We start from the raw sequence: 24,918 nt of genomic DNA, 5'->3' as shown, positions 1-24,918 counted from the left end.
TCTGCTTACTGGTCCGCGGTCTGCGCGGCGGTGTCGACCGAGCCGTAGAACTTCACCTTCGAGCGCTCACGCAGCGCCTTCACGTACGCCTCGGCTTGCGACTGCGCATCGACCTGAGCGATCTGTTGCTGGGCAGCAGCCAGACGGTGCTCATCGACCGGCGCGCCGGCCACGACCTGGTTGACGCGATAGATCGCGTAACCGTCGTCGCCCAGATCGACGCCGACATAGGCCGGCAACTTTTTCGCATCGACCTTGTAGATTGCGCTCAGCGCTTCCGGCGGCACGCCCTGCGCGTCGTTGCGCGAAACCTTCAGCGGCGACGAGAAACCGGCGGTCGTCTTCGACTTCTCGAACTCGGCGAGCTTCGCGACGCCATCCTTACGCGCGGCTTCGCTCGCCTGCGCGGCGATCACGCGCTGACGCACCGCGTCCTTGACCGCGTCGAATGCCGGCACGGCTGCGGCCTTGAAGTCGGTCACACGCGCTGCGATCAGCGTGTTGTTGCCGACGTCGATGGCTTGCGTGTTGTTGCGCGCGGTCACCGAGTCGTTCGCGAACACGGCCGCGAGGAACTTCGGATTATTCAGCGGGCTGTCGGCCGGCAGCTTCGGATCCGGCTGCGGCGTAACCGTCGCGGTCTGGATCTGCAGCTTGAACTTGTCCGCGGCCGGCTGCAGGCTTTTCGCCTTTTCATAAACCAGCGACGTGAAGCCTTCCGAGCCCTCGGTGAATGCCTTGGTGGCGAGCTGCGTCTTCAGGTCTCGCGCGATCTGGTCCTTGACCTGCTCGAACGGCGTCGTGACCGGCGGCTTTACGTCGGTGACCTTCATGATGTGAAAACCGAAGTCCGTCTGCACGATGCCGCTGACTTCGTCCTTCTTCAGCCCGAACACCGCATCGTCGAATGCCTGGCCGCCCGCGATCATGCCGCGGCCGAAGTAACCGAGATCGCCGCCCTTCGGCGCCGAGCCCGGATCCTGCGAGTTCTGCTGCGCGATCTGCGCGAACTGGTCGGGATGCGCCTTGATCTGCGCGAGCAGTTCCTCAGCCTTCTGCTTCGCCTTCGCTTTGTCGGCCGCGCTCGCGTCCTTCGGTGCGACGATCAGGATGTGGCTCGCGCGCACCTGACCTTCGGTGCGAAAGTGCGCGATGTTTTCTTCGTAGAATTTTTTCAGATCGGCGTCGCTCGGCGCAACCGACGCGGCCAGCGTTGCCGGCGACATCACCAGATACTGGATCGTCGCAGTAGCCGGCGTCGCGAAATCGTTGCGATGCGCGTCGTAATACGCTTGCAGTTGCGCGTCGGTCGGCTGGATCTTCGCCGCGTAATCGCGCGGATGGAACGCGATACCCTGCACTTCACGCTGCTGTTCGGCCAGCTCGGTCAGATGCTGCGCGAGCGTCTTCGGCGTGAACGCGCTGCCCTGGATCGCGGCGGGCAACTGCTGCATCGACAGGCTGTAGCGCACGCGCTCGTCGTACTGGTCGGGCGTCATGCCCTGCATCGCCAGCAACTGCTTGTAGCGATCGAGATCGATCGAACCGTCGGGATTTTTCAACGACGAGATCACCGGATCGGCCATCAGCGTGCGACGCACGGCTTCGTCCGACGCGGTCAGATGCAGCCGCTGCGTTTCGTCGGCGAGCACGCGCTGCTCGATCATGCCGTCGAGCATCTGACGACGGCGCTCCGGCGTATCGAAGGTCTTCATGTCAAACTGCGTGCCGAGCATCTGACGCGCGCGATCGAGCTGCTGACGCATCGCGTCGTCGTACTCCGCGCGCGTGATCTTGTGACCGTTGACACTCGCGACGTTGGCAGTTTCGTCAAAGAAGCCGCGGAAGCCCTGAATACCCACAAAACCCAACCCCGGCAAAATGACGAGGATGAGCATGAACATCATCAGGCGTTGGTGATTGCGGAAGAAATCGAGCATGCGTGAGGGGTGCCAAAAACAGAACGCCCGATCTTACAACAGCGGGCAATAAAAAAGGCGAACCGGAGTTCGCCTTTCGTGGATACTGGCGGAGTGGACGGGACTCGAACCCGCGACCCCCGGCGTGACAGGCCGGTATTCTAACCGACTGAACTACCACTCCTTATACTGCGCTTGCTGCTGAAGCACTGCTACTAATCAGAAACTGGTGGGTGCTGAGAGGCTCGAACTCCCGACCTACGCCTTGTAAGGGCGCCGCTCTACCAACTGAGCTAAGCACCCGTTTCATGATCCAGTGCTTCCGCTGTCACCGCTTGAATCAAATCCGAATTACCTTTTCCGGCGGACCGGCTTCAAGCAATTCCTCAAGCAGCAAGTCAATTAGTTTAGCGCATCCTTCAGAGCTTTGCCAGGCCTAAATTTAGGAACTTTCGCTGCCTTTATCTTGATCGCGGCTCCGGTGCGCGGATTACGACCTGTGCGCGCGGTGCGCTTGCCGACCACGAACGTGCCAAAACCAACCAGCGTGACCGAACTACCCTTCTTCAACGTGCTCTTGACGCCGGCGATCACAGCATCGAGCGCACGGCCTGCCGCGGCCTTCGAAATGTCGGCTTGCTGTGCGATGTGATCGATCAATTCCGTTTTATTCATTCCAAACCCCGTATGTTTATAGGCAATTGTGGCAGTGCTTTACAGCACCTGGCTCAGCGTGGCCGGCAGTAGCGCCGGGCCGCCTCATTAGAAGTAGCCGATAGCGCGGTGTCAACAAGGGTTGAGCCGGATCGGGGCAGTTTTAGAGGAATACTTTTATGACCGCATATTGCCGCGCAAAGGTGGGCGACTGTGACGGTGCAATTCACGGCGCCGGTACAAATAAAAAAACCCGCGGCCGAGACCGCGGGTTTTTTGCTTCGGCGAACAACCGTCTGACTAACAGTTGCTCGAGCGTAGCTGGCTTCAGTGCTTCACGACATCCGTCGCGGCATCCTTGCCCGGCTCGGCCGCGACAGGCGCCGACGGCTTCGGCTCTTCTTCCGGCAACGGCTGCGGCCCACGTTCGAGCGCGAGTTCGAGCACCTTGTCGATCCAGCGGACCGGCACAATTTCGATCGCGTTCTTCACGTTGTCCGGGATTTCCGTTAGATCCTTGACGTTCTCTTCCGGAATCAGCACGAGCTTGATGCCACCGCGATGCGCGGCCAGCAGCTTCTCTTTCAGACCGCCGATCGGCAGCACTTCGCCACGCAACGTGATTTCGCCCGTCATCGCGACATCGGCACGCACCGGAATACCGGTCAGCACCGACACCAGCGCGGTCGTCATCGCGATACCGGCCGAAGGACCATCTTTCGGCGTCGCGCCTTCCGGCACGTGGATGTGGATGTCCTGCTTCTCGAACGCTTCGTCCTTGATGCCGAGACGACGCGAGCGCGAACGCACGACCGAGCGAGCTGCCTCGACCGATTCCTTCATCACGTCGCCGAGCGAACCCGTGCGAATCACATTGCCCTTGCCCGGCATCACCGCGGCTTCGATGGTCAGCAGATCGCCGCCCACTTCCGTCCACGCGAGACCCGTGACCTGGCCAACCTGATTTTCCTTCGCGGCCAGACCGAAGTCGTACTTGCGCACGCCGAGGAAGGTGTCGAGATTGCTGCCGTCGACCTTCACCGCGCCTTCGGCCTTCTTCAGCAGAAGCATCTTCACGACCTTGCGGCAGATCTTCGACACTTCACGCTCGAGCGAACGCACGCCCGCTTCACGCGTGTAGTAGCGAATGATGTCGCGGATCGCGCTTTCGGTCACTTCGATCTCGCCTTCCTTGAGACCGTTGTTCTTCTTCTGCTTCGGCAACAAATAACGCTGCGCGATGCTGACCTTCTCGTCTTCCGTGTAACCCGACAAACGGATCACTTCCATCCGGTCGAGCAGCGGCGGCGGAATGTTCAGCGAGTTCGACGTCGCAACGAACATCACATCCGACAGATCGAAGTCGACTTCGACGTAGTGATCGGCGAACGTGTGGTTCTGTTCCGGATCGAGCACTTCCAGCAATGCCGACGACGGATCGCCGCGGAAGTCTTGCCCCATCTTGTCGACTTCGTCGAGCAGGAAGAGCGGATTGCGCACGCCGACCTTGGTCAGGCTTTGCAGAATCTTGCCCGGCATCGAGCCGATGTACGTACGACGGTGACCGCGGATCTCGGCTTCGTCGCGCACGCCGCCCAATGCCATGCGCACGAACTTGCGGTTCGTCGCACGCGCGATCGACTGACCGAGCGAAGTCTTACCGACGCCCGGGGGCCCGACGAGGCAAAGGATCGGCGCCTTGACCTTGTCGACACGTTGCTGGACCGCGAGATACTCGAGAATGCGTTCCTTCACTTTCTCGAGGCCGAAGTGGTCTTCGTCGAGCACGCGCTCCGCATTCGACAGGTCGTTGTTGACCTTGCTCTTCTTGCGCCACGGCAAGCCGATCAACGTGTCGATGTAGTTGCGTACGACCGTCGCTTCCGCCGACATCGGCGACATCAGCTTGAGCTTTTTCAGCTCGGCGTCGGCCTTCTTCTTCGCTTCCTTCGGCATGCGCGCAGCCGTGATGCGTTTCTCGAGTTCTTCGAGATCCGCACCCTCTTCGCCTTCGCCGAGTTCCTTCTGGATCGCCTTGACCTGTTCGTTCAGGTAGTACTCGCGCTGGCTCTTCTCCATCTGACGCTTCACGCGTCCACGGATGCGCTTTTCGACCTGCAGGATATCGATCTCGGCTTCGAGTTGCGCGAGCAGATGCTCGAGGCGCTCGATCACCGGGAACATTTCGAGGATGTGCTGCTTCTGGTCGAGCTTGAGCGGCAGATGCGCGGCGATCGTGTCGGCCAGACGCCCGGCTTCGTCGATACCCGACAGCGAGGTCAGGATCTCCGGCGGGATCTTCTTGTTCAGCTTCACATACTGATCGAACTGCGACACGATCGCGCGACGCAGCGCTTCGGTTTCAGCGCTGTCGGCGTGGTCGGGTTCGAGCGGCATGACTTCGCACGAGAACTGCGTTTCCTGTTCTTCGATGGAAAGCGTTTTCGCGCGCTGCAAACCTTCGACGAGCACCTTCACGGTGCCATCGGGCAGCTTGAGCATTTGCAGGATGTTGGCGATACACCCTACTTCGTACATGTCCTTTTCGGTCGGCTCATCTTTCGCAGCCGTTTTCTGGGCGACGAGCATGATGTGCTTGCCGCCTTCCATCGCTGCTTCGAGAGCCTTGATCGACTTCGGGCGGCCTACGAAGAGCGGAATCACCATGTGCGGGAAGACGACTACGTCGCGCAGCGGGAGCAGCGGCAACGTGATGCGTTCCGGCGGGAGGAGTTGGGTTCCTGACATTTCATTTCCCCATGAGTGGAATCAGTTCGTTCGATAGGTAAGGCCAGCAGAAAATATTGCAAGCCTTCGCGTGTGGGAAAAGTTCAGTGAATCCGAAGGTTCAGTGACTCCATTGTGAAAACAACCAACCTGACCACACGATAAACGAAAAAGCCGTTCACGTCGCCATGAACGGCCTTTTTCGCAGATTCTTAAAGCCGATCAGTTCGAACCCGCGACCTTCGGCGCGTCTTCGTAGATCAGCAGCGGTTTGCCGTCGCCATCGATAACGTTGTCGTCGATGATAACCTTGCTAACGCCTTTCATTTGCGGCAGGTCGTACATCACTTCGAGCAACGCCTGTTCCAGAATCGAGCGCAAGCCGCGTGCACCGGTCTTGCGGCGAATCGCCTTGCGAGCGACAGCCTGCAATGCGGCCGGCCGGATTTCGAGTTCCACACGCTCCATGTTGAAGAGCTTGTGATACTGCTTGACCAGCGCGTTCTTCGGTTCGACGAGAATTTTCATCAGCGCTGCTTCGTCGAGCTTGCCGAGCGTAGCGACCACCGGCAAACGGCCGATCAGTTCCGGAATCAGCCCGAACTTGATCAGATCTTCCGGCTCCACTTCGCGCAGCACTTCGCCCGCGTCGCGGTCCTGCTTGCTCTTCACGCTCGCGCCGAAGCCGATCCCGGTCTTCTCGGTACGATCGACGATGACCTTCTCGAGGCCGTCGAATGCCCCACCGCAGATGAACAAAATGTTGGTGGTGTCGACCTGGATGAAGTCCTGATTCGGATGCTTACGGCCACCTTGCGGCGGCACCGACGCCATCGTGCCCTCGACCAGCTTCAGCAGCGCCTGCTGCACGCCCTCGCCCGACACGTCGCGCGTAATGGACGGGTTGTCGGACTTGCGGCTGATCTTGTCGATTTCGTCGATATAGACAATGCCGCGCTGAGCCTTGTCCACTTCGTAATTACAATTTTGCAGCAGCTTCTGAATAATGTTCTCGACGTCTTCACCGACATAGCCGGCTTCCGTCAGCGTGGTTGCATCGGCAATCACGAACGGCACGTTCAGAAGGCGCGCGAGCGTCTGCGCGAGCAGCGTCTTGCCGGAACCGGTCGGGCCGATCAGCAAAATGTTGCTCTTCGACAGCTCGATTTCGTCCTTCTTGTCGAGATGCTTCAGGCGCTTGTAGTGGTTGTAGACCGCAACGGCGAGGATCTTCTTCGCGCGTTCCTGACCGATCACGTACTGGTCGAGGATTTCGCGGATTTCCTGCGGCGTGGGCAGATCGGACCTGGACAAGCCCGTCTCGATACCGGCACCCGCAGCTTCGTCGCGGATGATTTCGTTGCACAGGTCGATACATTCATCGCAGATGAATACCGACGGGCCAGCAATCAGTTTCTTCACTTCATGCTGGCTCTTGCCGCAAAACGAGCAATACAACAGCTTTTCGCTGTTAGAACCTTTCTTGTCCGCCATAGATGTGTGAGCCTCCGGACTGAATTACATGATACGCCGTTTGCCCCCGCCCCGCAGTTCGGGCAAGACGGGGAACGTGAGCAGGATGACGGCGTGTGCCGTAGACGCCCGGACGGGAGTTAAACATTTCACCACCGACCCGCTGGCGGTTTTGCCCCACTCCAACCGGACCACGGAGCAAAACCGTACCGGATCACGGACGCTTGTGCGCCACCTGGTCGACGAGGCCATAGGCTTGCGCGTCGTCGCCGGACATAAAGTTGTCGCGGTCCGTGTCGCGCGCGATGCGCTCGACCGGCTGGCCGGTGTGGTGCGCGAGCAGGTGGTTCAGGCGCTCCTTCAGGTACAGGATTTCGCGTGCCTGAATTTCGATGTCCGACGCCTGACCGCGCGCGCCGCCGAGCGGCTGGTGAATCATCACGCGCGAGTTCGGCAGCGCGAAGCGCTTGCCCTTCGCGCCGGCCGCGAGCAGGAATGCACCCATGCTCGCTGCCAGACCCATGCACAGCGTCGAGACGTCCGGTTTGATGAACTGCATCGTATCGTAGATCGCCATACCCGCCGACACCGAACCGCCCGGGCTGTTGATGTAGAAGTAGATGTCCTTGTCCGGATTTTCGCTCTCGAGAAACAGCATCTGCGCGACCACCAGATTAGCCGTCTGGTCGTTCACTTCGCCCACGAGGAACACGATGCGCTCCTTCAGCAGACGCGAGTAAATATCATACGAGCGCTCGCCCCGGCCGCTCGTTTCCACGACGATCGGCACCAGACCGAGTGCCTGCGCTTCGAGATCCCGGGACGATTGGGAGGTCAACGTGTCCAGCATTTGGGCGCGAAAGGTCATGCAATGGATCCTTGTCTGGAAATATTCTGAATATTAGATGTTCGACACAAGTTGGTGCGACATACCCGTATTCAAGTGCCGGTCTCTCGCGCGCGCCGCGCGACCTGACCCGGTACGCCACGCTTTTCTTACGGCACAAAAAAACGGCGTGCGGGCCGTCGGATGCTCCGACAGCCGGCACGCCGTTGCAGCGACGCTTACGCCTGCGCCGTTGCGCTTGCCAGTTCTTCGAAGCTCACTTCCTTGTCCGTCACCTTCGCCTTGCTGAGGACGAAATCGACGACGTTGGCTTCAACGACATACGCTTCCATTTCAGCAAGACGTTGCTGGTTCGAATAATACCAGCGGACGACTTCCTTCGGGTCTTCGTAGCTCTTGGCGAATTCGTCGACTTCGGCGCGGATCTGCTCCGGCTTCGCCTGCAGTTCGTTGGCCTTCACGAGTTCGGCCAGCACGAGGCCCAGCTTGACGCGGCGCTCTGCCTGTTCCTTGAACATTGCTGCCGGAATCGGCGCATCCTTCGCGTTCGGCACGCCGCGTTGTTCCAGATCCTGACGGGCCATCGCGACGAGGCGCTCCTGGTCCTGTTCGATCAGCGCGTTCGGCACGTCGAGTTCCGAAATCTTCAGCAGCGCGTCCATCACCTGGTTCTTCACGATGGCCTGCGTGCGGCGCTTCGCTTCACGCTCGAGGTTGTCCTTGATTTCAGCGCGCATCTTGGTCAGATCGCCGTCTTCGATACCGAGCGACTTCGCGAATTCGCCGTCGACTTCCGGCAGGTGCGCCCACTCGATCTTCTTCATCGTGATCGTGAATTGCGCGGTCTTGCCGGCCACTTCCTTGCCGTGGTAGTCGTCCGGGAACTTCAAGTCGAATTCCTTCGCTTCGCCGACCTTCAGGCCGAGCGCGGCCTGTTCGAATTCCGGCAGCATGCGGCCTTCGCCGAGCACGAACGCGAAATCTTCCGCGCTGCCGCCCTGGAACACTTCACCGTCGAGCTTGCCGACGAAATCGACCGTCACGCGATCGCCGTCTTTAGCTGCCGTGTCCGCGCCGCCGTCGCCGTGCTCGCCGGCTTCTCCGCGAGCGTGGTAGTGCACGCGCTGCTTGCGCAGGATGTCCAGAGTGCGGTCGATTTCAGCTTCGGTGATGGTGGTCGTGGTGCGCTCGATTTCAGCCGTGGCAACGTCGCCCAGCTTGACTTCCGGATACACTTCGAAGGTCGCGTCGAACGCGTAGTCGCCTTCAGCGGCGTCGGCCTTCGGCGCGAAGCTCGGCTGGCCTGCGACACGCAGGTTCTCGGCGCGGCTGATATCGAAGAATTCCTTGCCGACCTTGTCGCTCAGCACTTCGGCTTCCACCTGGCCCGAATACTGTTGCGTCACCATTTTGAGCGGCACCTTGCCCGGGCGGAAACCCGGCATGCGCACGTTCTTCGCGAGTTGGCGGATACGCGAATCCACTTCCTTCTGCACGGCATCCTTCGGCAGGGAAATCGTCACGCGGCGTTCGAGCTTGCCGAGGTTTTCAACAACGTTAGCCATGGCTTCAATCGTCCTAAAATTATTCGAGCGAATCAGTTATCTTCTCCGTGCTGCCCGTCGATGTCGCTTCGCATCGATTTGCGTCGCGTCGAGCTACGTTGCTCGAGCTGTGTCCATCACGCGCCTGCGCCGCGGGCTGGCAGGCCGTCGGCAACACGGTTGAGTCCAAAGAGCCAAATATTTTAGCAAACTATTTGCGCGCCTAGCCGGGATTCGATGATTGCATCGAGGTTTCCCTGCATTCCGATCGTTTTGAGGGCCTTTTTCGTCTGGTTTGCGTGTACGCCGCGCGCTTTTTTAATCGCCGCGCAGCGAGCCGGCCAGCGACTCGATTTACAGCCGATTCACAGCCGATTTACCGCTGGATTCGCAGCGCGCTTTTCACGCCGCCAACACCGCGCCCGCCCGCTCGCGCCCGCCCGTATCCGCCACGTTTGCCGGCGATCCCGCCTATGCGCTCCGGCATATTCAGCCGACGCGCCCATGCTGCTAAGCTAACGCACTCGCTCGCCGGTCGCTCGCCCCGGGGCGCGGCGCAGGCGCTCGCCAGCGCTTACAACGATTCAGACTTTCAAGAGACACCATGCCGAATTCGTCGCCCTCGCCTGTCGTCGTCATCGCTCCCGATTCATTCAAAGGCTCGCTCAGCGCGCAACAGGTCGCGCAGGCGATCGCCACCGGCATCCAGCGCGCGCGCCCCGACGCCAGCGTGCGGATCTGCCCGATGGCCGACGGCGGCGAAGGCACGCTCGACGCGATGCTCACCAGCGGCGGCGAACGTCGCCCGCTCACGGTGCGCAGCGCAGCCGGCTCGCTGCGCGAAGCGCTCACCGGCCTGCTCGCGGACGGCAGCGCGATCATCGAGACCGCCGAGATCGTCGGCATAACCGATCCGGTCGGCATGGGCGTGCCGGTCGCGGCGCGCTGCACGCGCGGGATGGGCGAAGCGATTCGCGCGCTGCTCGATGCGGGCGTGCGGCGCTTTTTCGTCGCGCTCGGCGGCAGCAGCACCAATGATGGCGGCGCCGGGCTGCTGACCGGCCTCGGCCTGAAGCTGTTCGACGCACAAGGCAACGAACTCGAGGGCACGCCCGAACAGCTTGCGCGGGTCGCGCGCATCGACGCGTCGCAACTCGACGCGCGGCTCGCCGACGCGCAGTTCGTCGGCATGTCGGACGTCGACAATCCGCTCACCGGCGAGCACGGCGCGACCGCGGTGTTCGGTCCGCAAAAAGGCGTGCAGCCGGACCAGCTTGCGTCGATCGACGCGGCGCTCGCGCGTTTTGCCGATCTGCTCGAAGCGGCGCTCGGGCGCAGCGCGCGCAATCAACCGGGCGCGGGCGCGGCCGGCGGTCTCGGCTTCGCGTTGCACATGCTCGGCGCGCAGTTCGAGCCGGGCGCGGAAACGGTCGCGCGGCAGATCGGGCTCGATGCCGCGCTCGCCGGCGCTAACTGGCTGATCACCGGCGAAGGCCGCTCGGACGTGCAAACGCTGCACGGCAAGGCGCCGTTCATCGCCTGCGCGCATGCACGGGCGGCCGGCGTGCCCGCCACGCTGCTGTCCGGCGCGGTCGATCCCGCCGCACTGCCGCGTCTGGCCGAACATTTCAGCGGCTGCTTCTCGCCGGCGCCGGGGCCGATCACGCTGGAAGTCGCGATTCGCGATGCCGCGCGGCTGCTCGCCAACGAGGCCGAGCAGTTGACGCGTCTGAAATACGGCGTGCGTTGACCCGCGAGACGGTTGCAGCAACAATCAGAGCGCCACGACCGTCCACTCGTCACGGGATGACCATGAAGGACTCCGCCAAAGCCGGGCTCGAGCAGTTCCTCACGTATCGTCTGCATGTACTGAACAAACTGGCCGAGCGCGGCATCAGCGAGCGCTATGCGTCGAAGCTCGATGTCACGCTGCCGGAAGCGCGCGTGATCGCGGCGGTGGGATCGTTCGGGCCCTTCTCGATCATGGAGCTCGCGCGCCATGCCAATCTCGACAAAAGCCAGGCGAGCCGCGCAGCCGAGGCGCTGATCCGGCAAGGCCTGGTGCAGCGCGAGCAAAGCGCGCTGGATGGCCGCGTCGTGCTGGTGTCGCTGACGCCGCAGGGGCGCGCGCTGTACCGGAAGGTGATGCCGATCGCGCGCAAGTGGAACGGCGACCTGTTCGACTGTCTCGACGACGACGAAAAAGCCGCCTTCGGCGCGGCGCTCGACAAGATCATCGACACGATGAACGCGCGCAACGAATAACAGGCGGCGGCGCGCAAGCCACTGACTGCGCGCGCTCCAACGCGCGAAGCGCAGCCGCATTTTATGAATGAGCGAGCGGCGCGCCATCTCACCGCGACCCGCCGCGCGTGTCAAAATCGCACATTGGCCAACGCGCCTTCACCCTCGTTTTCATCAGGAAGCTTCAGTGGACATCAACAAACAGGTCGCGGCACTGACCGCCTCGGAACTCCAGACCGCCGGCGCGAGCCAGGCGACGGCGATCGCGGTCAGCGTCGTGCTGCGTCATCTTCGTTCGCCGGAACTGGCAAAGCTGCTGTCGTCGGCATTCGAAAACCATCAGGCGGTCATGCTGCAAACGCCGTGGCCGGATCAGATGCTGCAGGCGTTCGAATCGACCCGGCGATTTCTCGAAGGCGCCGCGCAGGCGGAATTGCCGGGCGCGCAGGAACAGGCGGGAACGCCGGACGCCTGAACGGCGCGCCCCTGGATCGCAGCACGTCAGTTTCTGGGTGTGTGATCGGGGGGGGGCGGCCCGATGATGGGTCACCGTAGCGTCGGGGCGCCCGCACCTGACGCAGCGGCCCGAAAAACAAAAACCCCGTCGGTCCAATAGACCTGACGGGGTTTTCTTTTCCTGCCTTGTTCCTGCGTGATACGTGGTGCGAGGGAGGGGACTCGAACCCCTACACCCTTGCGGGCGTCAGGACCTAAACCTGGTGCGTCTACCAATTTCGCCACCCTCGCAGCCGGGTATGTCGCCGAAGCGCCCTACCCGATGTCCTGTCCGCTTCCTGGCACGTAAAACATGCGCCCAAAAGCGTAAGCGCGAGATTCTAACCGATTGATTCGCGCTTGTCTGCACCCGCCGGCATCTGCGTGAGCGGCGCCGATGCTACAATTTTCGGCTCGCCGCAAAGGCGCCCGACAGACGCCAGGCCGCCTTCCCGGCCGCCCTTCCCCAGACACTCATCCCGTGAATTTCGACGACTATTGCCAGCAGAAAGCTGCGCCCCCCGGCTCGAGCACCTACTATGCGCTTCGCCAGGCGAGCGCCGCCAGTCAGCCGCTGTTGACGGCGCTGTTCGCGCTGCGTCGCGAACTCGAGGAAACGGTCCAGGAAACCAGCGATCCCGCGGTCGGCCGCACCAAGCTCGCGTGGTGGCAAAAGGAACTCGCGGCGCTGGCCGCGGGGTCGGCGTCGCATCCGGTGTCGAAGGCGCTCGAAGCGCACCTGCCCGACGCGCCGGCCGAATATCCGGCGCTGCAGCAGATGCTGGCCGGCTTTGAGATGGATCTCGACCAGGCGCGCTATCTCGACTATCCGAATCTGCGACGCTACATGCGCGGGGTCGGCGGCAACTTTGCATCGCTGATCGCACGCTCGGCGGCGTCTAAAACGACTCGTGCAGCCGATGCCGCCGCGACGGCAACCGACTGGGCCGCGTCGCTCGGCGAAGCGCTGATGCTCGCGCAGTTCGTCGCCGAAACCGGCAACGATGCGCGTCACGGTCGCATCTATATCCCGATCGACGAGATGCAGCGCTACAACGTGACCGCCGCCGATCTGATCAACCGCAAATACACCGACGCGTTCACCGAGCTGATGCGCTTCGAAACCAAGCGTGCCCGCGACGCGGTGCAGACCGCGCTCGCCGCGGTCCCTGCGAACGCGCGCCGCGCACAGCGCACGCTGCTGGCACTCGCGGCGCTCGCGTTGGCGCTGCTCGATGAAATCGAACGCGACGGCTATCACGTGCTGCATCAACGCATCGCGTTGACGCCGATCCGCAAGCTGTGGATCGCGTGGCGCGCGAAATAGGCAGATGACGCTTCGCCGTCAAACGCGCAGCAGCGGCAGCGGCTCGAACCGCGGCTGCAGGATCGCCGACGCATCGAGCCCCCACCAGGGCCCCAGCACGGTCGCGTAAAGCTGGCGAAAATCCACGCCGACCGGCAAGTTGCCGTTGCCGTCGAGCCGTGTTAACACCGGCGGCGCGCCATACAACCCGCCGCGTACGCGCCCGCCGGTCACGAAGTGCGGCGCCACCGTGCCGTGATCGGTGCCGTTGCTCTGGTTCTCGCGCGGACGGCGCCCGAACTCCGCGTACGTCATGACCAGCGTATCGTTCCAGCGGCCCAGCTCGACGAGCGCCGACTGCAGCGCGACCAATCCCTGCGCGAGCTGTTTGAGCAGCGCCGCGTGCTGCGCGGGCTGGTTCTGGTGCGTATCGAAGCCGTTCAACGTCAGCCGGATCACCGCGACGCCCTGCCCGCTGTGCGACCGCGCCGGCGGCGCAGCGGTCGCGGCCAACACCTGCATCGCCGCTCTGATCGAACTGTCGAACGCGCCGCCCGCGAACGCGGTCTTCAAGTGCGGCTGTCCGGGCCTCGGCCGCAAACGGTCGGCCGCTTTCACGATGTCGTTTTCGATGGCGAGAATATGCGCGAGCGCCGGATTGCGTTCGTGCAGCGCCACCGGCGTCGCGAGTCGCGACGCATTGACGAACTGCGCGGGATTGACGAGCGCGATCGCGCGCGCGCCGTTCGCGAGCGGCCCCATTTCGGCACTGCCGATCACCACGCCGTCGGCGGCAAAACCGGCGGGCACCGGCCGCAGCGCGAACGCACGCGTAAGCCAGCCGTCGCGCAAATACTGATCGGAGCGCGACGCGGTATCCCAGACCTCGATCGAGCGGAAGTGCGACAGGTTCGGCTGCGCGTAGCTGACGCCCTGCACGATCGCCAGTTGCCGGCTCTGCCAGAGCGGCAGCAACGGCTGCAACGCGGGATGCAGCGCGGTGCGCTCGTCGAGCTGAAGCACCTGTTCGCGTTTGACGCCGATGTTTTTGCGCAGCGCGTAGTACGCCGGATCCGCGAACGGAATCACCGTGTTCAGGCCGTCGTTGCCGCCTTTCAGCTCGATCAGGATCAGCAGGTTGTCGTAGCCGCCGCCCGCCGGGAGCAGCGCATCCGCCGTCGCCTTAGTCGACGCATCCTGCGCGCCGACCGCGCGCGGCAACCACAGCGACGCGCCGGCGGCGGCGCTCATCGATAGAAAGCTGCGTCGTTTCATGCTGCTCCTCGTGGTGGCCGCGCCGCCGGCAACGGCAGGTTATTTCAACTGGTAGGCCGGGTCCATCAGCAACGCTTGCAAATACGCGCTCGCGGTCGAATCGGTGGCGATCGCATCGACCGGCGTGAACGGCAGCACCGCGTGCTGCAACTGCAATTCCATCGACAACCCAAGCTTCGCGGCCGGCGCAGTGTGGTACTGCGCGAGCCAGCTCGCGATGTCGAAGCGTACGCCGCCCTGAGCGGTGCGCGCCGGCGTATGCGGCTCGCTCGCGGCGGCGGCGACAGCGACAGCGGCAGCGGCAGCGGCAGCAGAAGCCGGCGCGGCAGCCTGCGCCGCCGACATCGCGCGCGCAGCCCGCTCCCCACTCGACGCAGTACCCGAGCGCATCGGCCCAGCCTTTTCGGTCGCGCGAAACAGCTGCTCGACGAATTGCTTGCGTGCCAGCAGCGTCGAGCTATTGATCCATGCGGTACCGCCGGGCCATCCTTTGACGTTCGGCGGGTATAACAGGTTCTCGCCCAATGCGCGTATCTGCGCGACGAACCGCGCGGTGCCGTCGTAGCCGACCTCGAACGCACGCAACGTGCCGACCACGAACTCCACAGGCGACTTCACCAGCACGCCGCGGTTCCCGTCGCGCCAGAACGCGTCGCACAGAAACAGCGCGCGCAACGCGACCTTCATGTCGTAGCCGCTCGCCCGAAACCGCGCGGCAATCGCTTCGAGGGGCTCCGGCTCCGGGGTGCCGGACACGAATTCGCGCCACAGCTTCGTCGCGATGAAGCTCGCGGTTTCGGGCCGCGCCAGCAGAATATCGAGCAACTGATCGCCATCGAACGGACCGCTTTGGCCGAGCACGCTTTTGTCGCCATCGTCGTGCTGAGCCGGGCGCCACGTGTAGGCCAGCGTGTCGGCATCCAGCCCCCAGCCGGTGTACGCGCGCGCCGCCTGGGCAACGTCGCGCTGCGTGTAATGCCCTTCGCCGAGCGTGAAAAGCTCCATCACCTCACGCGCGAAGTTTTCGTTCGGTCGGCCCTTGCGATTGCTCGCGCCGTCCAGGTATTGCAGCATTGCCGGATCTTTCGCGACTTCATGCAGCAGTTCGCCGAAATTGCCGAGCGCGTGGCGGCGCAACAGCAGATTTTGCCGCGCCATCAGTTGCGGATACGGAACCTTGTCCTGCCCGGACGTAAAGTGGTTGTGCCAGAAAAGCGTCATGCGTTCGGTGAGCGGCGACGGCGTCGCCAGCATCTCGCCCACCCACCATGCGCGTAATAGTTCGTAACGCTGGCCGCGCAGCTGTTGTTGCTCGCGACGCTGCGCTGCCGTCCACGCGTTGCGCTCGGCACGGGTCGGAACCGGTTCGGCAAGCCAATCGGGCGCAGACGACACGGCTTGCGCGCGCGTGGACGCAAGCACTTCATCGACCGCTTGCGCGCGAGTGAGGCCCACATAGTGAGCGAGTTCGGCGTGCCCGGGCGCGAAGCCGATGCGCGTCAGAAAAAAGCGCGCATCGTCGAGGTCGAGCATGTCCTGCCCGTCCTCCGCTGCCGCGGCGGGTGTCGGCGCAATGCGGCGCCCGGCCGTTGCCTCGTGCGCGTCGTGCGGCCCGGCGCGGACCGCTTCCGAACCGGCGCTCAACGAGCCCAGCAATGGCAGCGCGGCCGCTGCAGTACGCAGGCTTGCGCCGCCATTCGCACGTCGAAGGAATTTCACCATCGCTGATCCGGTTGATTGACGGAGTCGAAAATCACCGCGCGAATCGCGCCGTCACGCGGACGAAAACACGCCGATGCTGGCCACACAACGGCACAGCGAACGCGCCAGTTGACGCCGAAGATGCAACAGGATTTTTCACGCGAGCGAGTGAGCCGCGAGCAAGAAGCAACGAAGGAAAGCGAAGCGAATGCGGGAAGAGAGAATGGACAGGAACGCGGGAGGGGACTAGCGCTTGTACAGTTCGCGCACCGCGTCTTCGATATGCTGGCGCAACAACCGGCGCTCTTCCGGTGTCATGTGCCCGTCGCGGCGGCGTTGGTCGAGATCGGGGGGAACGACGGTGCGCAACATCACGTCCGAGGCGGGACGGTCGACGCTCGAACCATGACGCATCGCGCGACCGTTGCCATTGCCGTTGCGGGTCGCGCGCTCGCTCGCCGCTTTTTCAGCGGGCGGCTGCGCATGGGCGAGCGTCGGGCCGAGCGAGCCTGCGAGCGTACCGGCTACTGCCAGTGCAATCACGCTCAGGCGTACAGTCGGCCAAACCCCTCCCTTCATGTTGTTCCCTTCGTGGCGCGGCAACCGGCTACCTCAGATGCGTATACAAACCCCGGTAACAGCCGGGTACGAGAGTTTTTGTCGAGTGGAGTATCCACCGAACAGCCGCATTCAGTAAAGGAGTCTAAACGTGCATACTTTACGTCGTGCCACACTGCGGGTAAATTTTGTAACCGACTGTAACCCCGGAAATGGTGTAACCGCGCACCACTTTCTAATCGCGCTAAGATGCCGACCATGGAAACCAAAAACCCTTCGAAAATCCTCGTCGTCGACGACGATCCGCGCCTCCGTGATCTGCTGCGTCGTTACCTCGGCGAGCAGGGCTTCAATGTCTACGTGGCGGAAAACGCGCCATCCATGAACAAGCTGTGGGTGCGCGAGCGCTTCGATCTGCTGGTGCTCGATCTGATGCTCCCCGGCGAAGACGGCTTGTCGATCTGCCGGCGCCTGCGCGGCAGCAACGACCGCACGCCGATCATCATGCTGACGGCCAAGGGTGAGGATGTCGATCGAATCGTCGGCCTCGAAATGGGTGCCGACGACTACCTGCCCAAGCCGTTCAATCCGCGCGAACTGGTCGCGCGTATTCACGCGGTCCTGCGCCGTCAGTCGCCGTCCGAATTGCCGGGCGCGCCGTCGGAAACCACCGAGGTGTTCGAGTTCGGCGAATTCGCGCTGAATCTCGCGACCCGCACGCTTACCAAGGCCGGCCAGGAAATTCCGCTCACCACCGGCGAATTCTCGGTGCTCAAGGTGTTCGCGCGTCATCCGCGCCAGCCGCTGTCGCGCGAAAAGCTGATGGAACTCGCGCGCGGCCGCGAGTACGAGGTGTTCGACCGCAGCCTCGACGTGCAGATCTCGCGTCTGCGCAAGCTGATCGAACCCGATCCGGGCAGCCCGCGCTTCATTCAAACCGTGTGGGGTCTGGGCTACGTGTTCATCCCCGACGGTGCTGCCTGAGTTCGTGCGTCCGCCCGATGTGGAGCGGAGCGGGCTCTACACCGCTGCGCTCCCATGCAAAATCATTGCTGTGTTTGACTTCCAATAAGAAGGGCCCATGCGGATCGACCGGCGCCTCCTGACGCTCGCGTTCGGTGGCCTTTTCTGGCGAACGTTTCTGCTGATCGCACTGCTGATCGCAGTCAGTCTCGCGGCGTGGTTTCAGAGCTTTCGCGTGATCGAACGCGAGCCGCGCGCGCAACGCGTGGCGCTGCAACTCGTCGCGATCGTCAAGCTCACGCGCACCGCACTCCTCTACTCCGATCCCGACCTGCGGCGCGCGCTGCTGCAGGATCTGGAGAGTAATGAAGGGGTGCGCGTGTATCCGCGCGAAGCCACCGACAAATACAAACTCCAGCCCGACGAATCGCTGAACCGGCTGATCGAGCACGACATTCGCGGCCGTCTCGGCGACGACACCGTGATCGCGCAGAGCGTGAACGACATCAACGGCGTGTGGATCAGCTTCAAGATCGACGACGACGATTACTGGGTCGCGCTCGACCGCGATCAGCTCGATAACGCGACCGGCCTGCAATGGGCCGGCTGGGGCGTGTTCGCGCTGGCGCTGTCGCTGTTTGGCGCGGCCTTCATCACGAGCCTGGTGAACCGGCCGTTCGCGCGTCTGGCGATGGCCGCGCGCCGGGTCGGTTCCGGGCAGTCGCCCGAGCCGCTGCCCGAGCGCGGAATGGGCGTGGCCGCCGAAACCAACCGCAGCTTCAACCAGATGGTGCGCGACCTCGAACAGCTCGAAGCCGATCGCGCGCTGATGCTCGCGGGCATCTCGCACGATCTGCGCACGCCGCTCGCGCGGCTGCGGCTCGAAACCGAAATGAGTCCGTCCGACCAGACCACCAAAGACGCGATGGTCGACGACATCGAACAGATGGACATGATCATCGGCCGCTTCCTCGATTACGCGCGGCCGGTGCAGCGCGTGCCCGAGCCGGTCGACCTGTCGGTGATCGCGAGCGAACTGGCCGCGCGGATGCAAAGCGAGGACAGCATGCGGCTGATCACGCGGCTGGCGCCGTCGGCGGTCATCGAGGCCGACGAAACCGACATGCGGCGCGTGGTCGGCAATCTGCTCGAGAACGCACGCAAATACGGCGGCAGCGAAGGCGACGGGATTCCACATGTGATTCTCGAAACCCGCGTGTCGCATTCGCGGGTCGAGCTGTCGGTGGTCGATGAAGGCCCGGGCATTCCGGAAGACCAGCTCGCGCTCGTCACCCGGCCGTTCTACCGGGTCAATTCGGCGCGCACCCAGGCCAACGGCACCGGGCTCGGGATGGCGATCGTGCAGCGGCTCGTCGCGCGTTATCGCGGTGCGCTGCGTCTGCGCAATCGCTCGCCGGGACCGGGGCTGGAAGTCACAATCGAATTTCCGCTCGCGAGAAGCGCCTGACGCCGCGGATAACCGGCATCGACCAGGCCGTGTTCAGACTGACCAAGGAGTGCGCGCATGAAAACCGTTGGCGACAAACTCGAAGCGTTCACCGTCACCGCCGCGAAGCCCGGCTTTAATCATCCGGAGGAAAATGGCAGCTCGGCGTTCGAAGAGATCACCGAGCAATCGTTTGCGGGCAAGTGGAAAGTCATCTACTTCTACCCGAAAGACTTTTCGGTCGTCTGTCCGACGGAGATCGTCGAGTTCGGCAAGCTCGTGAAGAAGTTCGAGGAGCGCGGCGCGGTGCTGCTCGGCGGCAGCGTCGATAACGAGTTCGTCAAGCTCGCGTGGCGCCGCGAGAACAGCAAGCTCGACCGGCTCAATCACTACTCGTTCGGCGATGTGAAAGGCGAACTGGTCGATCAGCTAGGCGTGCGCGACAAGGAAGCCGGCGTCGCGTTGCGCGCGACCTATATCGTCGATCCGGACAACACGATCCAGCATGTGTCGGTCAACAACCTGAATATCGGCCGCAGTCCGGAAGAAGTGCTGCGGATTCTCGACGGGCTGCTGACCGGCGAACTGTGTGCGAGCAACCGGCCGGTGGGCGGCACGACGCTGTAACCGGCGCTCGCCCCCGCGCAAAAAAAAGCCCGCTGGCTTTCAGGAAGCCGCGGGCTTTTTTATCGTCCGGCCAGCGGGCGGCAGCGCAACCGCGCCGCCGCCCGCTCCGCTCAGTTTTTGACCAGCAACACCGCGGCCTGCGCCTCGATGCCCTCGCCGCGGCCCAGATAGCCGAGCTTCTCGTTGGTTTTCGCCTTGACGTTCACGCGCTCGAGCGGCAGACCCAGATCGGCGGCGATATTGGCGCGCATCCCTTCGATATGCGGCGCGAGTTTCGGCGCCTGCGCGACCACGCTGCTATCGACGTTGCCGATCGCAAACCCCGCCGCCTTCACGCGCGCGACACACTCGCGCAGCAGTACGCGGCTATCGGCTCCCGCGAACTTCGCATCGGTATCCGAGAAGTGGCGGCCGATATCGCCGAGCGCGGCCGCGCCGAACAGCGCGTCGGTGATCGCATGCAGCAGCACGTCCGCGTCCGAGTGGCCGAGCAGCCCGCGCTCGTACGGAATCGTCACCCCACCGATGATCAACGGACGTCCCGGCACCAGCGCATGCACGTCGTAGCCTTGTCCAATTCTGAAATCCATTTGCGTCGCGTCCTCGAGTCCTGAAGCTTTTTAGCTTCGAATCAACTTTGAATAATCGAAACCTTAAGCGGCCCTAATGCTGCCCTAATGCGGCCCTTCATGCAGCCCCTATCCCGCCGCCGGCCGGCTCAGAATCGCCTCGGCCAGCTCGAAGTCTTCCGGATAGGTGACCTTGAAGTTCCGCAGGCTGCCTTGCACGAGCCTGGGCGCATGGCCCGACCATTCGATCGCGCTCGCCTCGTCCGTCAGATCGTGGCCCTCGGCCTGCGCGCGCAAAATCGCGTCGCGCAGCATGCCGATGCGGAACATCTGCGGCGTCTGCGCCTGCCACAAGCCGTCGCGCGCTTCGGTGCGGGCAATGCGGCCATCCGGTGAGCCGCGATCGATGCGCTTGAGGGTATCGGCGACCGGCAGCGCCATGATCCCGCCGACCGGGTCGTCCTTCAGCGAACCGACCAGCGTGCGGATCAGCGCCGGCGTGATGCCCGGGCGCGCGGCGTCGTGCACCAGCACCCAGTCGTCGTCGTGCGCGCCGAATTCGGCGAGTGCATGCAGCCCGCCCAGCACCGACGCCTGGCGCGACGCGCCGCCGTCGCGGCGCACCGCGAAGCGCAGCCCGCCGAAGCGGCGCGCATCGAAATGCTGGTCGTCGGGCGCGATCACGACCAGCGTCTGGGCGAATTCGCTGCACGCGTCGAACGCGGCGAGCGAGTAATGCAGCATGTCGCGACCGGCGACGGTACGGTATTGCTTGGGCATCGCGGCGCCGGAACGGCTGCCGGTGCCCGCGCACGGGATCAGGGCGAAGAGACGGGAAGTCACGAGTGCGGAGACCGCCAGGTCAAAGTAAAGGACGGATTTTATAATAGGTCCTTCGCATCCACGCCCGCACCCGCGTAAACTTGCCGCTCATCTGTGAGCCCGAGCCGCTTTTTCTGCCCCTATGCCCGATACCGCCGCATCCTCGCAGTCCTCCTCGCCCGTCGCGCTCGTCAAGGCCGGCCAGCGTTTCGCCTTCGACGGCACGCGCGGCTCGTCCGACGCATTGCTGATCGCCCGCTACCACCTCGCCTATCGCGAGAAGATGCCGCTGCTCGCGGTGGTCTGCGAAAGCGCGGTCGACGCGCAGCGTCTGGCGCAGGAAATCGGCTTTTTTGCGCCGCAAGCGCGCGTGCGTCTGCTGCCCGATTGGGAAACACTGCCTTACGATACCTTCTCGCCGCACCAGGACCTGGTGTCCGAGCGTCTGGCGACGCTGCACGATCTCGGCGAAGGCCGCTGCGACATCCTGCTGGTGCCGGCCACGACCGCGTTGTACCGGATGCCGCCGGCATCGTTTCTGGCCGCCTATACGTTCTCGTTCTCCCAGGGCGAGCGGCTCGACGAAGCGAAGCTCAAAGCGCAGCTGACGCTCGCCGGCTACGAGCACGTGAGCCAGGTCGTGCGGCCGGGCGAATACTGCGTGCGCGGCTCGCTGCTCGATCTGTTCCCGATGGGCTCGCCGCTGCCGTACCGGATCGATCTATTCGATGACCAGGTCGACTCGATCCGCGCGTTCGATCCCGACACGCAGCGCAGCCTGTATCCGGTCAAGGACGTGCGCCTGTTGCCGGGCCGCGAATTCCCGTTCGACGAAGCCGCCCGCACCGCGTTTCGCAGCCGCTGGCGCGAGACCTTCGAAGGCGATCCGAGCCGCGCGTCGATTTATAAGGACATCGGCAACGGCGTGCCGTCGGCGGGCATCGAATACTATCTGCCGCTGTTCTTCGAGGACACGGCGACGCTGTTCCACTATCTGCCGGAAGGTTCGCAACTCGCGTTCGTCGGCGATCTCGACGCGGCGATCCGGCGCTTCACCAACGACACGAAACAACGCTTCAACTTCCTGTCGCACGACCGCGACCGGCCGATTCTCGAACCGCAGAAGCTGTTCCTGTCCGACGAGGATTTCTTCACGCTCGCCAAACCGTTCGGCCGCCTCGTGCTGCCGGCGGGCGGCGGCGGCGCATGGTCGCTCGCGCTGCCCGACCTCGCGATCGACCGCCACGCCGACGACCCGGTCGCCGCGTTGCGCGCGTATCTGCAGACCACCCCGAACCGCGTGCTGTTCGCCGCGGAATCGGCGGGCCGTCGCGAGACGCTGCTGCAACTGCTCGCCGACAATCATCTGAAGCCCGCCTCGGCGGACAGCTTCGCCGACTGGCTCAAAAGCGACGCGCGCTTCTCGCTCGGCGTCGCGCCGCTCGCGAACGGCTTCGCGGTGCCCGGCGACGGCATCGCGATCGTCACCGAAACCGAACTGTACGGGCCGCTCGCGCGCCGCGCCGGACGCCGTCGCCAGGAACAGGCGAGCAACGTCGATTCGATGGTGCGCGATCTGTCCGAGCTGAAGGTCGGCGATCCGGTCGTCCATTCGCAGCACGGCATCGGCCGCTATATGGGCCTCGTGGCGATGGATCTCGGCGAAGGCGAAACCGAGTTCCTGCACCTCGAATACGCGGGCGACAGCAAGCTCTACGTGCCGGTCGCGCAACTGCACGTGATCTCCCGCTACAGCGGCGCCGATCCGGAAAGCGCGCCGCTGCACTCGCTCGGCTCGGGCCAGTGGGAAAAAGCCAAGCGCAAGGCCGCGCAGCAGATCCGCGATACCGCCGCCGAACTGCTGAATCTGTACGCGCGCCGCGCGGCGCGCTCGGGCCACGCGTTCGCGCTCGAACCGAAGGACTACGTGAAGTTCGCCGAGAGCTTCGGCTTCGAGGAAACCCCGGACCAGGCGGCCGCGATCGCGGCGGTAATCGGCGATATGACGAGCGGCAAGCCGATGGACCGCCTCGTGTGCGGCGACGTCGGCTTCGGCAAGACCGAGGTTGCGCTGCGCGCGGCCTTTATCGCGGTGATGGGCGGCAAGCAGGTCGCGCTGCTGTCCCCGACCACGCTGCTCGCCGAACAGCACACGCAGACCTTCAGCGATCGCTTCTCCGACTGGCCGGTGCGGATCGCCGAGCTGTCGCGCTTCAAGTCGACCAAGGAAGTCAACGCGGCGATCCAGCAGATCAACGAGGGCTCGGTCGATATCGTGATCGGCACGCACAAGCTGCTGTCGTCGGACGTTCAGTTCAAGCGGCTCGGCCTCGTGATCATCGACGAGGAGCACCGCTTCGGCGTGCGTCAGAAGGAGGCGCTGAAAGCGCTGCGCGCCGAGGTCGACGTGCTCACGCTGACCGCGACGCCGATTCCGCGCACGCTCGGGATGGCGCTCGAAGGGCTGCGCGATTTCTCGGTGATCGCGACCGCGCCGCAAAAGCGCCTCGCGATCAAGACCTTCGTGCGCCGCGAGGAAGACAGCGTGATTCGCGAGGCGATGCTGCGCGAGCTCAAGCGCGGCGGCCAGGTGTACTTCCTGCACAACGAAGTCGAGACGATCGAGAACCGCCGGCAGATGCTGGAGGCGCTGGTGCCCGAAGCGCGTATCGCGGTCGCGCACGGCCAGATGCACGAGCGCGAACTCGAACGCGTGATGCGCGACTTCGTTGCACAGCGCGCGAACGTGCTGCTGTGTACGACGATCATCGAAACCGGGATCGACGTGCCGAGCGCGAACACGATCCTGATCCATCGCGCCGACAAGTTCGGCCTCGCGCAGCTGCATCAGTTGCGCGGCCGCGTCGGCCGCTCGCATCACCAGGCGTATTCCTATCTGCTGGTGCACGATCCGCAAGGTCTGACCAAGCAGGCGCAGCGCCGGCTGGAAGCGATCCAGCAGATGGAAGAACTCGGTTCGGGCTTCTATCTGGCGATGCACGACCTCGAAATTCGCGGCACCGGCGAAGTGCTCGGCGACAAGCAGTCGGGCGAGATTCACGAGATCGGTTTCCAGCTCTACACAGACATGCTCAACGACGCGGTCAAGGCGCTGAAGGACGGCAAGGAGCCGGACCTGACCGCGCCGCTCGCCGCGACCACCGAGATCAACCTGCACGCGCCGGCGATCCTGCCGGCCGACTATTGCGGCGATGTGCAGGAGCGTCTGTCGCTGTACAAGCGGCTCGCGAACTGCGAACACAGCGATTCGATCGACGGCATCCAGGAAGAGCTGATCGACCGTTTCGGCAAGTTGCCGCCGCAGGCGCAGGCGCTGGTGGAAACGCATCGCTTGCGGCTCGCCGCGAAGCCGCTCGGCATTTCGAAGATCGACGCGGGCGAAGCGGTGATCGGCTTGCAGTTCATCCCGAATCCGCCGGTCGATGCGATGCGGATCATCGAGATGGTGCAGAAGCACAAGCACATCAAGCTCGCGGGCCAGGACAAGCTGCGCATCGAAACGCGCAGCCCCGATCTCGCGGTGCGGGTCGCGACCGTCAAGGAAACCTTGCGCGCGCTCGGTGCGCCGAGCCGCGGCACCGCGCCCGCGCCCGCGCGCTGAGCCGTCACGGCCGCCGACGCACGGCGCGGGTCGCGCTTGCCGGCTTCCTGACCCGCGCGTTGCATGACCGCATCGCCATTCACGGGATGTAAAGAGAAAAAGGGGGGACGTCCCCCCTTTTTTCG

19 protein-coding genes and 3 tRNA genes are annotated in these 24,918 nt (G+C 63.8%); 8 read left to right on the top strand and 14 right to left on the bottom strand.

The window, feature by feature from the left end:
• Positions 1 to 5: 5 nt before the first annotated feature.
• The 8 genes from LJ656_RS02235 to tig form a co-directional block, all read right to left on the bottom strand.
• Positions 6 to 1,940: a SurA N-terminal domain-containing protein gene (locus LJ656_RS02235; protein WP_230507634.1), complete on the bottom strand. Its 1,935-nt coding sequence runs from the start codon at positions 1,938 to 1,940 to the stop codon at positions 6 to 8.
• 86 nt (positions 1,941 to 2,026) lie between these two features.
• Positions 2,027 to 2,103, bottom strand: a tRNA-Asp gene (locus LJ656_RS02230).
• A 43-nt stretch (positions 2,104 to 2,146) separates the two neighbouring features.
• Positions 2,147 to 2,222: transfer RNA gene (locus tag LJ656_RS02225), tRNA-Val, on the bottom strand.
• 99 nt (positions 2,223 to 2,321) lie between these two features.
• A complete protein-coding gene (locus LJ656_RS02220) occupies positions 2,322 to 2,594 on the bottom strand; it encodes an HU family DNA-binding protein (protein ID WP_230507633.1) in 273 nt (90 codons plus the stop codon).
• A 306-nt stretch (positions 2,595 to 2,900) separates the two neighbouring features.
• Positions 2,901 to 5,321 carry an endopeptidase La gene (gene lon / locus LJ656_RS02215; RefSeq protein ID WP_230507632.1) on the bottom strand — a complete coding sequence of 807 codons (2,421 nt, stop codon included), beginning with the start codon at positions 5,319 to 5,321 and terminating at the stop codon, positions 2,901 to 2,903.
• Between the two features lie 201 nt (positions 5,322 to 5,522).
• On the bottom strand, positions 5,523 to 6,794 hold the full coding sequence (gene clpX / locus LJ656_RS02210; RefSeq protein ID WP_230507631.1) for an ATP-dependent Clp protease ATP-binding subunit ClpX: 1,272 nt from the start codon (positions 6,792 to 6,794) through the stop codon (positions 5,523 to 5,525).
• Between the two features lie 193 nt (positions 6,795 to 6,987).
• Positions 6,988 to 7,641 (bottom strand): ATP-dependent Clp endopeptidase proteolytic subunit ClpP, encoded by a 654-nt coding sequence (clpP, locus tag LJ656_RS02205; protein ID WP_006048927.1) that lies wholly within the window; start codon positions 7,639 to 7,641, stop codon positions 6,988 to 6,990.
• A 197-nt stretch (positions 7,642 to 7,838) separates the two neighbouring features.
• The gene (gene tig / locus LJ656_RS02200) at positions 7,839 to 9,185 is read right to left on the bottom strand and encodes a trigger factor (RefSeq protein WP_230507630.1); all 1,347 of its coding nucleotides are present in this window, start codon (positions 9,183 to 9,185) and stop codon (positions 7,839 to 7,841) included.
• 583 nt (positions 9,186 to 9,768) lie between these two features.
• Between tig and LJ656_RS02195 the strand changes: the two genes are divergently transcribed.
• The 3 genes from LJ656_RS02195 to LJ656_RS02185 all read left to right on the top strand — a co-directional run bounded on the left by LJ656_RS02195 (position 9,769) and on the right by LJ656_RS02185 (position 11,883).
• A complete protein-coding gene (locus LJ656_RS02195; RefSeq protein WP_230507629.1) occupies positions 9,769 to 10,914 on the top strand; it encodes a glycerate kinase in 1,146 nt (381 codons plus the stop codon).
• A gap of 62 nt (positions 10,915 to 10,976) precedes the next feature.
• A complete protein-coding gene (locus LJ656_RS02190; protein WP_230507628.1) occupies positions 10,977 to 11,429 on the top strand; it encodes a MarR family winged helix-turn-helix transcriptional regulator in 453 nt (150 codons plus the stop codon).
• Between the two features lie 166 nt (positions 11,430 to 11,595).
• Positions 11,596 to 11,883, top strand: coding sequence for a hypothetical protein (locus LJ656_RS02185; protein WP_230507627.1), 288 nt, complete (start codon positions 11,596 to 11,598; stop codon positions 11,881 to 11,883).
• A 185-nt stretch (positions 11,884 to 12,068) separates the two neighbouring features.
• On the opposite strand, the gene LJ656_RS02180 is transcribed toward LJ656_RS02185, so the two are convergent.
• Positions 12,069 to 12,155: transfer RNA gene (locus LJ656_RS02180), tRNA-Leu, on the bottom strand.
• 229 nt (positions 12,156 to 12,384) lie between these two features.
• Here LJ656_RS02180 and LJ656_RS02175 point away from each other — a divergent pair.
• Positions 12,385 to 13,230 (top strand): squalene/phytoene synthase family protein, encoded by an 846-nt coding sequence (locus LJ656_RS02175; protein ID WP_230507626.1) that lies wholly within the window; start codon positions 12,385 to 12,387, stop codon positions 13,228 to 13,230.
• Between the two features lie 18 nt (positions 13,231 to 13,248).
• Here LJ656_RS02175 and LJ656_RS02170 read toward each other — a convergent pair whose 3' ends face one another.
• From LJ656_RS02170 to LJ656_RS02160, 3 genes are all read right to left on the bottom strand, one after another.
• Positions 13,249 to 14,484: a DUF1501 domain-containing protein gene (locus LJ656_RS02170; protein ID WP_230507625.1), complete on the bottom strand. Its 1,236-nt coding sequence runs from the start codon at positions 14,482 to 14,484 to the stop codon at positions 13,249 to 13,251.
• 39 nt (positions 14,485 to 14,523) lie between these two features.
• Positions 14,524 to 16,017, bottom strand: coding sequence for a DUF1800 domain-containing protein (locus tag LJ656_RS02165; protein WP_230507905.1), 1,494 nt, complete (start codon positions 16,015 to 16,017; stop codon positions 14,524 to 14,526).
• A 414-nt stretch (positions 16,018 to 16,431) separates the two neighbouring features.
• Complete coding sequence (locus tag LJ656_RS02160; RefSeq protein WP_230507624.1) at positions 16,432 to 16,764, bottom strand: hypothetical protein; 333 nt, start codon at positions 16,762 to 16,764, stop codon at positions 16,432 to 16,434.
• Positions 16,765 to 16,992: 228 nt separating this feature from the next.
• Between LJ656_RS02160 and ompR the strand changes: the two genes are divergently transcribed.
• From ompR to LJ656_RS02145, 3 genes are all read left to right on the top strand, one after another.
• Complete coding sequence (gene ompR, locus LJ656_RS02155) at positions 16,993 to 17,727, top strand: osmolarity response regulator transcription factor OmpR (RefSeq protein WP_006048917.1); 735 nt, start codon at positions 16,993 to 16,995, stop codon at positions 17,725 to 17,727.
• A 97-nt stretch (positions 17,728 to 17,824) separates the two neighbouring features.
• Complete coding sequence (locus LJ656_RS02150) at positions 17,825 to 19,174, top strand: ATP-binding protein (RefSeq protein ID WP_230507623.1); 1,350 nt, start codon at positions 17,825 to 17,827, stop codon at positions 19,172 to 19,174.
• A 57-nt stretch (positions 19,175 to 19,231) separates the two neighbouring features.
• Positions 19,232 to 19,780, top strand: a complete 549-nt coding sequence (locus LJ656_RS02145) for a peroxiredoxin (protein WP_230507622.1) — start codon at positions 19,232 to 19,234, stop codon at positions 19,778 to 19,780.
• A 110-nt stretch (positions 19,781 to 19,890) separates the two neighbouring features.
• Here LJ656_RS02145 and ispF read toward each other — a convergent pair whose 3' ends face one another.
• Positions 19,891 to 20,370 carry a 2-C-methyl-D-erythritol 2,4-cyclodiphosphate synthase gene (gene ispF / locus LJ656_RS02140; protein ID WP_230507621.1) on the bottom strand — a complete coding sequence of 160 codons (480 nt, stop codon included), beginning with the start codon at positions 20,368 to 20,370 and terminating at the stop codon, positions 19,891 to 19,893.
• 108 nt (positions 20,371 to 20,478) lie between these two features.
• Complete coding sequence (ispD, locus tag LJ656_RS02135) at positions 20,479 to 21,192, bottom strand: 2-C-methyl-D-erythritol 4-phosphate cytidylyltransferase (protein WP_230507620.1); 714 nt, start codon at positions 21,190 to 21,192, stop codon at positions 20,479 to 20,481.
• 121 nt (positions 21,193 to 21,313) lie between these two features.
• Between ispD and mfd the strand changes: the two genes are divergently transcribed.
• Complete coding sequence (mfd, locus tag LJ656_RS02130) at positions 21,314 to 24,793, top strand: transcription-repair coupling factor (RefSeq protein ID WP_230507619.1); 3,480 nt, start codon at positions 21,314 to 21,316, stop codon at positions 24,791 to 24,793.
• Positions 24,794 to 24,918 lie beyond the last annotated feature (125 nt).

This window comes from Paraburkholderia sejongensis (genome assembly GCF_020880815.1).
Taxonomy (GTDB): Bacteria; Pseudomonadota; Gammaproteobacteria; order Burkholderiales; family Burkholderiaceae; genus Paraburkholderia; species Paraburkholderia sejongensis.
The sequence above is the reverse complement of the archived record's forward strand: the minus strand, read 5'-3'. Positions and strand labels throughout refer to the sequence as shown.

Coding starts and splice junctions, on each gene's coding strand:
- LJ656_RS02235 (WP_230507634.1), bottom strand. CDS start 1,940: ATGCTCGATTTCTTCCGCAATCACCAACGCCTGATGATGTTCATGCTC.
- LJ656_RS02220 (WP_230507633.1), bottom strand. CDS start 2,594: ATGAATAAAACGGAATTGATCGATCACATCGCACAGCAAGCCGACATT.
- lon (WP_230507632.1), bottom strand. CDS start 5,321: ATGTCAGGAACCCAACTCCTCCCGCCGGAACGCATCACGTTGCCGCTG.
- clpX (WP_230507631.1), bottom strand. CDS start 6,794: ATGGCGGACAAGAAAGGTTCTAACAGCGAAAAGCTGTTGTATTGCTCG.
- clpP (WP_006048927.1), bottom strand. CDS start 7,641: ATGACCTTTCGCGCCCAAATGCTGGACACGTTGACCTCCCAATCGTCC.
- tig (WP_230507630.1), bottom strand. CDS start 9,185: ATGGCTAACGTTGTTGAAAACCTCGGCAAGCTCGAACGCCGCGTGACG.
- LJ656_RS02195 (WP_230507629.1), top strand. CDS start 9,769: ATGCCGAATTCGTCGCCCTCGCCTGTCGTCGTCATCGCTCCCGATTCA.
- LJ656_RS02190 (WP_230507628.1), top strand. CDS start 10,977: ATGAAGGACTCCGCCAAAGCCGGGCTCGAGCAGTTCCTCACGTATCGT.
- LJ656_RS02170 (WP_230507625.1), bottom strand. CDS start 14,484: ATGAAACGACGCAGCTTTCTATCGATGAGCGCCGCCGCCGGCGCGTCG.
- LJ656_RS02165 (WP_230507905.1), bottom strand. CDS start 16,017: ATGCTCGACCTCGACGATGCGCGCTTTTTTCTGACGCGCATCGGCTTC.
- LJ656_RS02160 (WP_230507624.1), bottom strand. CDS start 16,764: ATGAAGGGAGGGGTTTGGCCGACTGTACGCCTGAGCGTGATTGCACTG.
- ompR (WP_006048917.1), top strand. CDS start 16,993: ATGCCGACCATGGAAACCAAAAACCCTTCGAAAATCCTCGTCGTCGAC.
- LJ656_RS02150 (WP_230507623.1), top strand. CDS start 17,825: ATGCGGATCGACCGGCGCCTCCTGACGCTCGCGTTCGGTGGCCTTTTC.
- LJ656_RS02145 (WP_230507622.1), top strand. CDS start 19,232: ATGAAAACCGTTGGCGACAAACTCGAAGCGTTCACCGTCACCGCCGCG.
- ispF (WP_230507621.1), bottom strand. CDS start 20,370: ATGGATTTCAGAATTGGACAAGGCTACGACGTGCATGCGCTGGTGCCG.
- mfd (WP_230507619.1), top strand. CDS start 21,314: ATGCCCGATACCGCCGCATCCTCGCAGTCCTCCTCGCCCGTCGCGCTC.